The following is a 14,283-nucleotide window of genomic DNA, read 5'->3' as shown; positions in this document are numbered from 1 at the left end:
GAGCGGACCACGGCCGTGCCCGGGCCCGGCCTGCCCCCGGCCCCCGGCTACGGGCGCGGGCGGTGGGTCCGGCGGGTCGCCCTGGTGGCCGCGGCGGCGCTGCTCGGCGGCGCCGGGGTGTTCGGCTACCTCCAGTACGGCGGCGACGGGGACGGCGGCACGCGGGCCACGGCCGGCGAGCGGACCGACGGCAAGGGCGGCGACGACAAGGACCGGGGCGAGGACGGCGGCAAGGTCGTCGGCGGCATCCCCGCGGACTGGGTGCGCGTGCGGGACGCGGAGGGCTTCAGCCTGATGCTGCCCAAGGGCTGGACCCGGCGGGTGGACGGCAGCCAGATCGACTACACGCCCGACAACGGCCGTCACTTCGTCCGCATCGGCGTCGACCGCAGCCCGGACTTCTACACCCCCTACGCCCACCAGCTCGACATGGAGCGGCAGCTCAAGCTGCCCGGCTACCGGCGGCTGCACCTGAACTCCAACACGTTCCGCGAGGGCCCCGGCGCGCTGTGGGAGTTCAGTTGGACGGCGGGGTCCAACGACACCACCAAGGGCCCCCGGCACGCCATCGAGCAGGCGTACATCAGCGAGGACGGCGTCGAGTACGTCATCTACATGTCGGCTCCCGAGGAGAACTGGGAGAAGACGCGGGAACAGTTCGACGCGGTGCTGCGCGGCTGGCGGGACTGAGGCGCCCTGCCGCGCCTGGGCGCGGGGTGACGTGCCTGCCGCGTACGGGGTGCCGGGTCGACGTGCTTGCCGCGTGCGGGGTGCCGGGTCGACGTGCCTGCCGCGCACGGGGTACGGGGCCGACGCGCCCGCCGCGTATGGAGTGCGGGGCCGACGCGCAGGCCGCGTACGGGACCGAGTCGGCGCTTCGCGCCCGTGGCCTGAACTGACGCCTGTGACCTGCGCGGGCGGCCTGAACCGGCCGGTCCCGGGCACCTCCCGCGGTCAGGCGGATCGAGGGCCACACCTCTGGGGCATGATGGCCGCATGGGGAGCCTGGGTGACAGCACCCGTGTGATCGCCGGTCGTTACCGCCTCGAAGCGCGGCTCGACCGCGGCGGCATGGGCGTGGTGTGGCGGGCGACCGACCAGCTCCTCGGCCGCCGGGTGGCCGTCAAGGAACTCGCGGTCGACGAGACGCTCTCCGAGGCGGAGGCCGGCCGGCAGCGCGAGCGCACCCTGCGCGAGGCCCGGGCGGTGGCCCGGCTGCAGCACCCGCACATCGTGGTCGTGCACGACGTGGTCCTCCACGACGGCCAGCCGTACATCGTCATGGAGTACGTCGAGGGCGTCTCGCTCGCGCGGCGCATCGCGCGCTCCGGGCCGCTCGGCCCGCACGCGGCCGCCCGCGTGGCCCTCGACCTGCTCGGCGCGCTGCGCACCGCGCACGCCGCCGGGATCCTGCACCGCGACCTGAAGCCCGCGAACGTCCTCATCGAGGAGGCCACCGGGCGCGTCGTCCTGACGGACTTCGGCATCGCGCGGGTCAGCGGCGCGACCACGCTCACCGAGCGCGGGACGTTCGTCGGCTCGCCCGAGTACACCGCGCCCGAGCGCATGTCCGGCGAGCGCACCGGCCCCGCGTCCGACCTGTGGTCGCTCGGGGCGCTGCTCGTCGCGGCGGTCAGCGGGGAGTCGCCGTTCCGCCGGGACTCCATCGGCGGGGTGCTGCACGCCGTCGTGTTCGACGAGATCCACCCGCCGCCCGCCGCCGCACCCCTGGCGCCCGTCGTCCTCGGCCTGCTCGAACGCGACCCGGAGCGGCGGCTCGACGCGGCTGCGGCGGAGGAGCTGCTGCGGGCGTTCGTCCTCACCGGCACGATGCCGGGGTCCCCCGACGACCGGCCGGGGACGGGGCTGCTGCCCGCCGCGTTACGGCCCGGGCGGCACCCGCCCGCCCAGCGTCCGCTGCCCCGCTACCCGCAGACCAGGGCCACGGTGCTGCTCCCGCTGCCGGACGACCCGTACCGGCCGGGGCCGCCGTCCCGGTTCTCCCGGCTGAACCGCCGGCAGGGCCGCGCCGTCCTGGTGGCCGCCGCGCTGGTCGCCGCCGTCGCGGTGGGCGCGGTTTCGGCCGCCGCGCTGCTGCTCGGCCGGGACGGCGACGGGGGCGCCCGGAACCCGCCCAGCTCGGCCTCCCAGAACGGCACCGGGCCGGACACCGGCGCCCCGCGCCCCACGGCGACCTCGACGGTCACCAAGACCCCGGACTCGCCGCGCCCCTCGACCCCCGACCCGCCGGGCGGCTACCGCCTGGCGAAGGACCCGCGCGGCTTCGCCCTCGCCGTCCCGGAGGGCTACCGGCGGACCACGGAGGGCCCGAGCGTCTTCTACAGCTCCCCGGACGGCGGCGCCCGCATCGGCATCAAGTCCGCCGAGCCGGTACCCGGGGGTCCGCTCGCAGCCCAGCGCCGCGCGCACGCCCAGGGGCCCGCGCTGACCCCCGGCTACCGCGCCGGGCAGGTCACCGAGACCACGCGCAACGGCCGCCCGGCCGCGCTGTGGCAGTTCACCTGGGACGCCTCCGAGGGGGCGGACGGCGCGCGGCGCACGTTCGACCTGTGCTGGGTGGAGGGCGGGCGGATGTACGACGTGTGGATGTCGGCGCCGCTGGCCGAGGCACCGGGGGCGCGGCGGCACTTCGACACGGCGGTGGACACGTTCGTACGCCGTTGACACGGTGCGGCACGCGGCTCCCGCGCGCGGGCACCCGGCTCTCACCCGCCCTCTCCGCAGGCCCTCGCCCGCGGGGTTCCCGGCCCGTGCATCACCCCGGTCACAAGTGCGTGACCCGGCTGGAACCAGACACGCTCCGCACGGTACTGATGGGTCCATGAGTAACGACGGGGGAGCTTCCTACAGCCCGAACGACACCACCAGCTATGGGCTGCAGCCTCCGCGCCCGCCGGAGCGGGACGCCGGACCGGCCGCGGCCCCGCGGTCCCCGGCTCCGGCGGAGCCCCCGGCGCCGACGCAGGTGGTCCCGGACCAGGCGAACCAGCCGCCCCACGCGGACCGTTCGGCGCCCGGCGCGGGCGGTCCGGCGGAGCCGCACGCGGGCCGGTCGGAGCCCGGCGCGGGCCGGCTCGTCGGTGGCCGGTACCGGCTGCTGGCCAAGCTCGGCCACGGCGGCATGGGCACGGTCTGGCGGGCCAAGGACGAGACCGTGGACCGCGAGGTCGCCGTCAAGGAGCCGCGCGTCCCCGACCACGTGCCCGAGCGCGAACGCGCCAACGCCTTCGAGCGGATGCGCCGCGAGGCCCGCGCCGCCGCCCGCCTCGACCACCCGGCCGTGGTGAACGTCCACGACGTCGTGTTCGAGGACGGCCGGCCGTGGATCGTCATGGAGTTCGTGCGCGGCCGCTCGCTCGGCGCGGCCCTGCGCGAGGGCACGCTCGGCGCCCGTGAGGCGGCGCGCGTCGGCCTGGAGGTGCTCGGCGCCCTGGAGGCCGCGCACGCGGCGGGGATCCTGCACCGCGACGTGAAGCCGGACAACGTCATGCTCGACGACCACGACCGGGTCGTGCTCACCGACTTCGGCATCGCCCAGATCGAGGGCGAGACGAACCTGACGGACACCGGCGGCTTCGTCGGCTCCCCTGAGTTCATCGCCCCGGAGCGCGTCCTCGGCCAGCGGCCGGGCCCCGCGTCCGACCTCTGGTCGCTCGGTGTCGTCCTGTACGCGGCGACCGAGGGGGTCTCGCCGTTCCGGCGCAGCAACACGCCCGCGACGCTCCAGTCGGTCCTCAACGCCACGCCCGCGGCGCCCGCCTCCGCCCAGGGCCCGCTGGCCGAGGCCATCGACGGCCTGCTGCGCAAGGACCCGGCCCACCGCCCGACCGCCGCGCGGGTGCGGGCCCTCCTCGAAGAGGCCGCCAGGCCCCCGGAGCCGCCGCCCACGCGGGTGGTGACCGTCGCGGGGGACCCCGCGCCGCGCGGCAAGGGCGTGTTCCTGAGCCGCAAGGCGCTCGCGGCCGTCGGCGGGGTGCTGGCCGCGGTGGTGGCGGCGGGGGTGCTCGTGGCGCTCGACCCGTTCGGCGGCTCCTCCGACGGCGGGGCCTGGAAGCGGGAGACGGCCAAGGAGCTCGGCGCCTCGGTGTCGGTGCCCAAGGGGTACGACACCTGGGGCCCTTCCGCACCGGCTCCGAAGGAGCACTGGGTCTCGTACCGGGACTCCAGCGGCGCGATCACGGTGACGCTGGGGCTGGACAAGAAGGCCGAGGACGACCTGAAGTACATCGCGGCCACCTCCATGGCCGAGGCGTACGAGGACATGAAGGCCCTGGACGAGGGCAGCTCGGTGTTCGGCTCGTCGCTGAGCCCGGACTCGCTGCGGCCCGGCAGGAAGACCACGCAGGGCGAGTACCAGGGCAACCAGTCCGCGGAGAACCTGATCCCGTACACCAACAAGGAGAGCGAGGTGGAGTACCCGCGCGAGGCCAGGATCTTCTACTACCGGACGACGTCAGGCGACATGTACAAGCTGTGGATCGACTACCCGGCCAAGAGCGACTTCACCGAGCGGGGCCGCGAGGTGGCGAGGAAGGCCATCGACAGCCTGGAGATCGACAAGCCCTGACGCCGGAGGTCCCCGCGCCCCTCGGCGGGATGACGGGCGGTCACGAGGTGATCACCGGACTGGCCCCCGCCGACCCCCGCACGGTACTCATGGCACATGAGTACTGACGGCGGACGGGTGATCGGGGGCCGGTACCGGCTCGTCGAGCGCATCGGCTCCGGGGGCATGGGCACGGTGTGGCGTGCCGTCGACGAACTGGTGGGCCGCGAGGTCGCCGTGAAGGAGCCGCGCCTGCCCGGCGACCCGCGGGACGAGGCGGGGCGGCGCGCGTACGCCCGCATCCGGCGCGAGGCGCGGGCCGCGGCGCAGGTCGAGCACCCGGCGGCCGTCGCCATCCACGACGTGGTCGTCGAGGACGACGAACAGCCGTGGATCGTCATGGAGTTGGTACGGGGCGAGTCGCTGCACGAGGTGCTCAAGCGCGGCGCGCTGGCGCCCGCCGAGGCCGCGCGCGTCGGCCTCGCGCTCGTCGGCGCGCTGGCGGCCGCGCACGCCAAGGGCATCGTCCACCGGGACGTGAAGCCCGCGAACGTGCTGCTCGGCGACCACGGCCGCGTCGTCCTGACCGACTTCGGCATCGCCCGCATCCAGGGCGAGGAGGCCCTCACGGTCAGCGGGGAGTTCGTCGGCTCGCTGGAGTTCGTCGCGCCCGAGCGGATGGCGTCCCCCGGCGCGGGCCCGGCCTCCGACCTGTGGTCGCTGGGGGTGCTGCTGTACGCGGCGGTGGAGGGCTCGTCGCCGTTCCGGCGGCCGACGCTGGAGTCGACCCTGGCGGCGGTGCTCTCGGCGGAGGTGCCGAGGCCCGGGCGGGCGGGGGAGCTGGCCCCGCTGATCGAGCGGCTGCTCGCCCGCGAGCCCGAGCGGCGCCCGTCCGCCCCGGAGGTCGCGGCGGCGCTGTCGGCGGTGTCGGCGGTGGCGGGGCACGGCCGCGGGGACGCGGCGCGTCCGGAGGCTGCCGCCACGTCCTCGGGCGGGGATGCCGCTGCCGCCACGTCCTCGGGCGGGGACGCCGCTGCCGCCACGTCCGCGGGTGCCCCCGCCGCCGCGCCCCCGGCCGGCGCCGCCGCTGCCGCGCGGTCGCGGGATCGTACGGCTCCCGTGGCTGAGGACCTCACTGCCGCGCGGCCGGAGGGCGGCACGGCCCCTGCGCCCGGGGACTCCACCGCCGCGCGCCCGGAGGGTGACCCGGCCCCCGCGCCCCAGGAGGCCACCGCCGCGCGGCAGCGGGACGAGCCCGGGGACACCGCGGCCACGCGGTCGCGGGACCGCGCCCCCCTGCACCGGCGCGTCCAGCCCCTGGTCACCGCCGCCCTGGTCGGCGCGCTCCTCGTCGGCGGCGGCGTCTGGCTCGGCACCTCCGTCGGCGGGGGCGGCGACGGAGGAGACGGCGAGGCGGCGGAGGCCGTCGAGGCCGAGGGCTGGTCGAGTGGCGGGAACGTCGAGGAGGGCGAGGAGGGCGAGCCCGCGCCGCCCGGGTATCCCGAGCCGGACCCACCGGCATCGTCCGGAGCCGGCGGGCGCTGGAAGGTGCACAAGGAGGCGAAACTGACGGCCGAGGTCGCCGTGCCCGCCTCGTACACCGAGGTGGTCCGCGACCCCGAGAACCCGCTCGTCGAGTACTCCGAGCCCCACGGCCAGGTCTCCCTGCGGCTCACGAAGCACGCCGGGGTGCCCGCCCCGAACGCCGTCGCCTGGGCGAACAAGGAGATGAAGGAGTACGAGTCACCGGCGTACCTGGAGGCCAACACCACCTCGGCCCAGACGGACTTCCGCGGCCAGGACGCGGCCCTGCTCGACGCCACGTACAAGGAGGACGACGGCGACCCGGCGGACCAGGCGGTCGCCCTCCGCGAGATGCGGCTGCTGATCGTCACCGACGCCGGGGAGGCGTACGAACTGATGGTGCGGATGCCCAAAGGGGTCGCCGTCTTCGAGAAGCGGGGCACCGCTCTCTTCAAGGCCGCGCGGGACCGCCTCAAGGTCGGGAAAGCGGCGGTCGGTTCCGGCTAACGCCCCTGATCAGCGGCTTTGCTGCCAGCAAGCACTGGCGCGGTGGAAGAGGGTCCCCGGGACGGCGCGCGAGGCCGGTAAAAGCCTGTTACCCATGGGTACCCAAAGCGTCCGCCCAGGCATACGCTCACCGTCATGACGGACACGCAGGCCCCCGCGGCACCCCTCGGCACGAACCCGATCGCTCCGGCCCCGCGCGGCGCCCGCACCGCCGCCGACGTGGTCACGCCCGAGCTGATCGCCCAGCTCTCCCGCGGTGTGCTCGGCTCGGGCCGGACGGCGAACCACGCGCCGTTCACCGGCGAGAAGCTGGCCGACCTGCCCGCGTCCACGCCACAGGACGTCGCCACCGCCTTCGAGCGGGCCCGCACCGCCCAGGTCGCGTGGGCGCGCACACCGGTGCGCCGGCGCGCGGCCGTGCTGCTGCGCTTCCACGACCTGCTGCTCCAGCGCCAGGCCGAGGTGCTCGACCTGATACAGCTCGAGACCGGCAAGGCGCGGCTGCACGCGCACGAGGAGGTCCAGGCCGTCGCCGTCGCGGCCCGGCACTACGGCCGCCGCGCCGCCGCCTATCTGAGCCCCAAGCGGCACACCGGCGTCATACCGGTCCTGACCCAGGTCACCGAGGCGCGCCAGCCGCGCGGCGTCGTCGGGCAGATCGCGCCCTGGAACTATCCCCTGGAGCTGTCCGTGGGCGACGCGCTGCCCGCGCTCGTCGCGGGCAACGCGCTGGTGATGAAGCCGGACACGGAGACCGCCCTGACCGCCCTGTGGGCGCGGGACCTCCTCGTGGAGGCCGGTCTGCCGTCCGAGGCCTTCCAGGTCGTGCTCGGCGACGGACCCGTCATCGGCCCGGAGGTCGTGGCCCACGCCGACTACGTCTCCTTCACCGGCTCCACGCGCACCGGCCGCGAGGTCGCCGCGGGCGCCGCGGCCCGGCTCGTCGGCGTCTCCCTCGAACTCGGCGGCAAGAACGCCATGCTGGTCCTGCACGACGCCGACGTGGACAAGGCCGCCGCGGGCGCCGTCCGCGCCTGCTTCTCGTCCGCGGGCCAGCTCTGCATCTCGATCGAGCGGCTGTACGTGCACGAGTCGGTCGCGGACGCCTTCGTCGAGCGGTTCGCCGCCCGCACCAGGGCCCTGCGGCTCGGGCGCTCGCTCGCGTACGGCGCGGACATGGGCTCGCTGGTCGGCGAGCGGCAGTTGGAGACCACCCGGCGCCACGTCGACGAGGCCGTCGCCAAGGGCGCCACGCTCGTCGCGGGCGGCGTGGCCCGGCCCGACATCGGCCCGTACTTCTACGAGCCGACCATCCTCGACGGCGTCGAGCCGCCCATGGCCGTGTGCACGGAGGAGACCTTCGGCCCGGTCGTCTCGGTCTACCGCTTCACCGACGAGAACGAGGTGGTGGAGCTCGCCAACGCGACGCCCTACGGCCTGAACTCCTCGGTCTGGACGCGGGACGGCAAGCGCGGCCGCGCCGTCGCCGCCCGTCTGCGCACGGGCACCGTCAACATCAACGAGGGCTACGCGCCCGCCTACGGCAGCGTGCAGTCCCCGATGGGCGGCATGAAGGACTCCGGTCTCGGCCGCCGCCACGGCTCCGAGGGCATCCTCAAGTACACCGAGGCCCAGACCGTGGCCCACCAGCGGCTCCTCCCGCTGGCGCCGTCCTTCGGCATGGACGACGAGAAGTACGCGGCCCTCATGACGACGAGCCTGAAGCTGATGAAGGCGCTGCGCCTGCGCTGACGGGAGCGCCCGGGAGGCCGCGGTGCGAGGCCCGTGCCGGGTACGGCAGCGCCCCGATGGGGGCGCGGGGAACTGCGCGACCAGCCACAGACAGCCCGCAGATGTCGAGGAGAGCCGATGCCACAGGAGAACTCCGTCCCGAGCGAGGGCGGCGGGGACAGCGAGGGGTACGACTACGACGTCATCGTCATAGGGTCCGGCTTCGGCGGCTCCGTGTCGGCGCTGCGGCTCACGGAGAAGGGCTACCGCGTCGGCGTCCTGGAGGCGGGGCGCCGCTTCACGCGCGAGACCCTGCCGAAGAACTCCTGGGACCTGAAGAACTACCTCTGGGCCCCCGCACTCGGCCTGTACGGCATCCAGCGCATCCACCTGCTCGGCAACGTGATGGTCCTGGCGGGCGCGGGCGTGGGCGGTGGGTCGCTGAACTACGCGAACACGCTCTACGTACCGCCTGCGGCCTTCTTCGAGGATCCGCAGTGGAAGGACATCACGGACTGGCAGGACGAGCTGCGTCCGTACTACGAGCAGGCCGAGCGCATGCTGGGCGTGCGGCTCAATCCGACGACCACTCCCTCCGACGTCCATCTCAAGGCGGCGGCCGAGGCCATGGGCGTGGGCGACAGCTTCCACATGGCTCCGGTCGGCATCTTCTTCGGTGACGGGCGGGACGCCACCGGTGAGTCAACGGCCGAGCCCGGCACGGAAGTTCCCGACCCGTACTTCGGCGGCGCGGGCCCGTCCCGACGGGCCTGCAACGAGTGCGGCGAGTGCATGACGGGCTGCCGCCACGGCGCCAAGAACTCGCTGACGGAGAACTACCTGTACCTCGCCGAGAAGGCCGGGGCGGTCATCCACCCGATGACGACCGTCGTCGCCCTCACCGAGGACTCGCGCGGCGGCTACGCGCTGGCCACGCTGCCCACCGACAACAGGCGCAAGGGCAGGGGCCGCACGTTCCGGGCCCGCCGCGTCGTCCTCGCCGCGGGCACGTACGGCACCCAGACGCTGCTGCACCGCATGAGGGACAGCCATCTCCTGCCGCACCTGTCACGGCGGCTCGGCGAGCTGACCCGCACCAACTCCGAGGCCCTGGTGGGCGCGCAGACCACCGACCGGCGCTACCGGCGGCGCCACCCCGGCCTGCTCGGCCCCGGCGGCCGCGTCGACTTCACCCGGGGCGTCGCCATCACCTCGTCGATCCACCCGAACGCCACCACCCACATCGAGCCCGTCCGCTACGGCAAGAAGTCCAACGCGATGGGCAGCCTGACCGTGCTCCAGGTCCCGTACACCGTCAAGGGCGGCAAGGCGCGCGTCGCCGGGTGGCTCGCCAACACCGCCCGGCACCCGCTGCTCGCCCTGCGTTCCCTGTCGAACCGCCGCTGGTCGGAGCGGACCATCATCGGCCTGGTCATGCAGACGCTGGACAACTCGCTGACCACGTACCGCAAGGAGAAGGGCATAGGCAAGGGCCTCCTGACGGCCCGGCAGGGGCACGGCGCGCCCAACCCGGACCAGATCCCGGAGGCGACGCGCGCCGCGAGCCTCCTCGCGGCGGAGATCAACGGCTTCTCCGGTTCGAACGTCGGCGAGCTGATGGGCACCCCGCTGACCGCGCACTTCCTCGGCGGCTGCCCGATCGGCGACAGCCCGGAGACCGGCGTCATCGACCCGTACCACCGGCTGTACGGGCACCCGGGCATCTCCGTCGTCGACGGCTCGGCGGTGTCCGCGAACCTCGGCGTGAACCCCTCGCTGACGATCACCGCCCAGGCCGAGCGCGCCATGTCGTTCTGGCCCAACCAGGGGGACCCGGACCCCCGCCCGGCCCCGGGCGCGGCCTACGTACGCCTGGCACCGGTCGAGCCGCGGTCCCCGGCGGTCCCGGCGGACGCGTTCGGCGCGCTGCGGCTGCCGTTCCTGGGGGTGCCGGTGGTGCCGCCGAAGGGGGACGCGAAGGAGGCCCCGAAGGGGGCCGCGGAGGGGCAGGCGGAGGCGTCGGGCAGGGCCGGGGAGCCTTTGACGTAGGGCGTCGGCGGGCGGTGGGCGGGGCTTCGTGCTGTGCGGCGGGCGTGGTGTCGTGCTGCGAGGTGGGCGTGGTGTCGTGCCGCGCGGGCGTGGTGTCGTGCCGCGAGGCGGGCGCGTGGTGTCGGGCCGCGAGGCTGGGCCCGGCCGGGTAGGCGAAAGGACCTGCACCCCCCTCCGAGTGCAGGTCCTTCCCGTCTTGCGGTGGTTCTCGTCTCAGACCCGCGCGCGTGCCGCGTCGCGTACCGTCCGAGCAGCCGTCACGCGGCGTCCGAGTGACCACGGCGGCGCACCACGAACACGGCGCCCGCGCCCACGGCGACCGCGACGCCGCCCACGACGCCGATGGCCGGCAGCATGCTGCTGGAGCCGGTCTCGGCGAGGCTGCCGGTGGGCGTGCCGGTGGGTGAGGTGTCGGTGAAGGTGTTGGTGGAGGTCCGCTTGACCTCCTTGGTGCCGCCCTGCGGCCGGGGGGCCGGCCTGTGCTCGGCCTCGGCCGGCGTCTCCTCGGCCTCACCGGGGTCCTCGTTGTCGCTGCCCGGCTCCAGGACCGTGAACTCGAAGAACGAGAACGAGTTGTGCTCGCAGCCCAGTTCGGCGTCCAGGTAACCGCCGAGGCCGAGCGCGTAGCCCGGTCCGGCCGGCGCCTTTGCGCTGATGTCGAGGCGCAGCTTCAGCTCGATCCGCTGGTCGGGGCCGAGCGTGGTCTTGTCGAAGTAGCTGCCGTCCGCGTCCTTGCCGACGATCGACTTCCAGCCCTTGGCGGTGGGGTCGAAGTACTGGATGCGCGCGTACGTGCTCAGCCAGTTCTTGGCGTCCTCGCTGTTGGAGAAGTTGTCCGCGGCCACGAGCCAGTTGACGTCGCCGAGGTCCTCGTCGCCGAGGTTGGTCGCGGTCAGCGTGAACTCGTGCCAGCCGCTGCCCGCGACGATCTTGCCGGGCAGACCCGTGAGGCCCAGCTCGAGCTGGCTGTCGAGGTCCTCGCCGGTGTCGTCGTCGACCTCGCAGGGCTCCGGCGAGGGGTCCTTCCCGCCGTCGTCCTCGGCCGGGGGCTTGCCGCCCTCGTCGCCGCCGGGCTCCTCGCCGGGCTTCTGGCCCGGCTTGCCCCCGGGCCCGGTGCCCGGCTCTCCCGGCTTGTCCCCGGGCGTTCCGCCGGGTTCCTCGCCGGGCTTCTGCCCCGGCTTCCCGCCGGGGGTGTCACCGGGGTTGCCGCCGGGGTTGTCGCCGGGCTTCTGGGCGTCGCCGCCGGGTGTGCCCGGGTTGCCGGGGTTCGCGGGGTCGGCCGGGTTCGCCGGGTCGGCGGGGCCTTCGGGCGTGCCGGGCTCCCCGGGCTTGTCGGCGGGGTTCTCCGCCGGGTTGTCCGGGCCCGGTGCGGGCTCGCCGGGGGGTGCCGGGGTCTCGTCCGCCGTCGCTCCGGGCGTCGTGGTGCCGCCCTCGGTCGCGAGCGCGGCCGGGGCCGACAGCAGCGCGAGCGGGGCGAGAGCGGCGGTCGCGGCCGCTGTGGCCAGAGCACGGCGAAGCTTCATGAAGACCTCAGTGAGTCCGGCGTGCCGCACGTCACCGCGTGGCACGGAGCTGGAGGCCTCCGCGCGGGTTACGCGGAAGTGACCGTAGGTACGCATGCATGACCTGCGTCGCCTGTGAATGGTTGCACTCGAACTCACGGGAACTTTATGTGGCTTGGGTCACACCTGAAGGAGCCGGGGAGGACTGCGGCTTGTGCGGCCGTCGTACGGTGCCGTAGAACTTCCCCCGTTTGCAGACGAGATGAGGCCCGCTGCGGGGAGCAGGGCGGGGGAATGGGGGCACAGTGTCCGTGCAGTCACCGCGCGAACCCGACGACGAGGCATCCATACCCGACGAGGTGTGGCAGAAGTTCGTCGAGGACAGCGAACGGGACATCCGCGCCTCGGCGCCCAAGGAGCCGTCCGCCCGGGCGCGCATGGTCGCCGAGCGGTTGCGCCGCCTGGACGAGGAGGAGGCGCGGCGACAGGCCGAGGGCACGATCGGCCGCAAGCGCCGCAAGCGCAAGCAGGAGTCCGCCGAACCCTGGCGCCCGGCGGACTGGCGGGCCGCCCCCGCCGGGCCGCAACGCGCGGCGAGCCGGTCGGAGCGGTGGCGCCAGGCGCGCAGCGTGGTGATCGTGGCGGGCTGCATGATCCTCGCCATCCTGCTCCTGAGCCCGTACCGCTTCTGGGGCTGACGGCTTCCCCCTCCGTCGCCCCGCGGTGGCCGATTCCGTTCGGTGACCGCTCCGTGGAACCACCCGCCGTGATCTTCAGTCGTAGTAGGGGTGCGGGTGACTCCGCACGGCGCGGAACGACTCGTGCGGCTCACGTGGCTCATACGGCTCACGTGGGTCACGGGGGTCACGTGGCTCACACGGCTCATTCCGCGAGAACGCGCAAGGTGAAAGCAGGGGGAACGTGAAAACTGTCGTGACGCGTGGCGTGGTGGCGGTCTCGGTCGTGGCGGCCCTGGGGTTGACGGCGGCGTGTGGCGGGGGCGACGGCGGTGACGGGGACGGCCGCGACGGAAAGGGCCACGCCGGCGGTACGTCGTCCACGGCGCAGGCGAAGCCGAAGGGGCCGGACGGCGGCGCGGCGGAACCGGCTCCGGCGAAGCCCAAGGGTCCGGAGGGCGACACGACGGGACCGGCTCCGGCGGCCCTCACCAAGGGCGACCTGGCGAAGGCCGGCCTGAAGGACTACCTGGTCTCGCCGCGCAAGCCGCCCGCCTGGGAGACCGCGTCGGCGAAGGCACCGGCGTCCCCGGCTGTCTGCGCCCCCCTCGCGGACCTGCTCGCCCCCGTGGCCCCGTCAGGAGCGAAGGCCCATGTCGGCCGTCAGGTGACGGCCAACGGCGCGGCCACCTCGACGACCAACGTGGAGCTGTACGCGTACGACACCCCTGGCGACGCCGCCCGGGCGCTGAAGGACCTGCGCGCCGCGGCGCAGGCCGAGCGGTGCGCCACGTTCCGCAAGGGTGACCGGCGCTACTCGGGCGTCACGGCGCGGCCCGCGCCGGACAAGGGCGACGGGGCGGTCTCCTACCGGCTGGGCCGCCGCGTGGAGACCTTCGTGCAGCGCCTGACCGTCACCGTCGTCCGGCAGGGTGCGACGCTGGCGTCCTTCGCGGCGACGAACCTCTACGACCCGGAGAGGGCGGCCGAGGGCGAGGAGAGCCGCGACGGCGGGTACGAGGGCCCGTCCCTGGTGGACAAGGCGGATGACGTGCCGAAGGTTTCGGCGGCGTTGATCGACGCGCAGCTCGCCGCGCTGAAGTGAGCGAGCCGCCGGGGCCCTGGGAGGTGGCCGCCGGACGAGCGAAGGGCCCCGCGGGACGGATCCGCGGGGCCCTTGGCTGTCAGCACCGACGTCAGGGCAGCGTCGGTGCTTCGGCGCGGCGCCGGGGGGAGTACGCCGCTGGCTCGTGTACGCCGGTGGCCGCCCCGGCGCTCACGGGGAGCACGCCTGGTTTAGACCAATGGCAATGGAGTTCTGAGGTACGGGGCTTTTCGCGTGCCCTGTACGCATCGTGGAGGATGGCTGGTTCTTCGCGCAACCGTTTCGACTACATCTATGTGCGCCCGAGGGGGAACACCCGGACGAGAGAGCTGGGGCCGGTCGGCCCCGGGCGTCCCCGGAGCCGACCGTTCCCTGGGTGACCGGGCTGCTGTCCCCTGCCGTCCGGTCACAACCCTGGGGCGAGGTCCCACGGCGTACGCGATCCCGTACGCCTCATCGCCCCAGCGGAGCCACGCGTGGTTCTTGCGGCCCGCCCCTGGCTGGCACGGACACCGGGACCAACGAAGCCCGTCGGGAACCGGTCACGCGCCGTACGGGTGAGAGGCCGCCCGAACTCAGGTCCGTGGCGCAGCGGTTCCGCGCCCGCACGTGCGTCGCGCG

9 protein-coding genes are annotated in these 14,283 nt (G+C 74.5%); 8 read left to right on the top strand and 1 reads right to left on the bottom strand.

Annotated elements, in window-relative coordinates; all coding sequences use genetic code 11:
* The 6 genes from IE330_RS22935 to IE330_RS22910 all read left to right on the top strand — a co-directional run.
* Positions 1 to 690: serine/threonine kinase C-terminal domain-containing protein (locus IE330_RS22935; protein ID WP_506005383.1), on the top strand; the 690-nt coding region annotated here is incomplete at its 5' end.
* A gap of 306 nt (positions 691 to 996) precedes the next feature.
* Entirely contained in the window at positions 997 to 2,685 is a 1,689-nt protein-coding gene (locus IE330_RS22930; RefSeq protein ID WP_190137973.1) for a serine/threonine-protein kinase, read from the top strand.
* A 157-nt stretch (positions 2,686 to 2,842) separates the two neighbouring features.
* Positions 2,843 to 4,588 carry a serine/threonine-protein kinase gene (locus IE330_RS22925; protein WP_190137972.1) on the top strand — a complete coding sequence of 582 codons (1,746 nt, stop codon included), beginning with the start codon at positions 2,843 to 2,845 and terminating at the stop codon, positions 4,586 to 4,588.
* A gap of 96 nt (positions 4,589 to 4,684) precedes the next feature.
* A complete protein-coding gene (locus tag IE330_RS22920) occupies positions 4,685 to 6,598 on the top strand; it encodes a serine/threonine-protein kinase (RefSeq protein WP_190137971.1) in 1,914 nt (637 codons plus the stop codon).
* A 135-nt stretch (positions 6,599 to 6,733) separates the two neighbouring features.
* Positions 6,734 to 8,350 (top strand): succinic semialdehyde dehydrogenase, encoded by a 1,617-nt coding sequence (locus tag IE330_RS22915; RefSeq protein WP_190137970.1) that lies wholly within the window; start codon positions 6,734 to 6,736, stop codon positions 8,348 to 8,350.
* Between the two features lie 117 nt (positions 8,351 to 8,467).
* Complete coding sequence (locus IE330_RS22910) at positions 8,468 to 10,378, top strand: GMC oxidoreductase (protein WP_229925849.1); 1,911 nt, start codon at positions 8,468 to 8,470, stop codon at positions 10,376 to 10,378.
* Positions 10,379 to 10,635: 257 nt separating this feature from the next.
* Here the strand turns inward: IE330_RS22910 and IE330_RS39720 are convergent, their stop codons facing one another.
* Positions 10,636 to 11,901 (bottom strand): LAETG motif-containing sortase-dependent surface protein, encoded by a 1,266-nt coding sequence (locus IE330_RS39720; RefSeq protein WP_268257322.1) that lies wholly within the window; start codon positions 11,899 to 11,901, stop codon positions 10,636 to 10,638.
* A gap of 284 nt (positions 11,902 to 12,185) precedes the next feature.
* Between IE330_RS39720 and IE330_RS22900 the strand changes: the two genes are divergently transcribed.
* Together IE330_RS22900 and IE330_RS22895 are read left to right on the top strand one after the other, a co-directional pair.
* A complete protein-coding gene (locus tag IE330_RS22900) occupies positions 12,186 to 12,578 on the top strand; it encodes a hypothetical protein (RefSeq protein ID WP_190137969.1) in 393 nt (130 codons plus the stop codon).
* Between the two features lie 223 nt (positions 12,579 to 12,801).
* On the top strand, positions 12,802 to 13,662 hold the full coding sequence (locus IE330_RS22895; RefSeq protein WP_190137968.1) for a hypothetical protein: 861 nt from the start codon (positions 12,802 to 12,804) through the stop codon (positions 13,660 to 13,662).
* The last annotated feature ends 621 nt before the right edge of the window (positions 13,663 to 14,283 follow it).

The sequence above is a fragment of the Streptomyces longispororuber genome (genome assembly GCF_014656095.1).
GTDB lineage: Bacteria > Actinomycetota > Actinomycetes > Streptomycetales > Streptomycetaceae > Streptomyces > Streptomyces longispororuber.
This window is presented reverse-complemented; position numbering and strand designations above follow the sequence as displayed.

Excerpts from the sequence above, each read along its gene's own strand:
- IE330_RS22930 (WP_190137973.1), top strand. The coding sequence starts at position 997 with ATGGGGAGCCTGGGTGACAGCACCCGTGTGATCGCCGGTCGTTACCGC.
- IE330_RS22925 (WP_190137972.1), top strand. The coding sequence starts at position 2,843 with ATGAGTAACGACGGGGGAGCTTCCTACAGCCCGAACGACACCACCAGC.
- IE330_RS22920 (WP_190137971.1), top strand. The coding sequence starts at position 4,685 with ATGAGTACTGACGGCGGACGGGTGATCGGGGGCCGGTACCGGCTCGTC.
- IE330_RS22915 (WP_190137970.1), top strand. The coding sequence starts at position 6,734 with ATGACGGACACGCAGGCCCCCGCGGCACCCCTCGGCACGAACCCGATC.
- IE330_RS22910 (WP_229925849.1), top strand. The coding sequence starts at position 8,468 with ATGCCACAGGAGAACTCCGTCCCGAGCGAGGGCGGCGGGGACAGCGAG.
- IE330_RS39720 (WP_268257322.1), bottom strand. The coding sequence starts at position 11,901 with ATGAAGCTTCGCCGTGCTCTGGCCACAGCGGCCGCGACCGCCGCTCTC.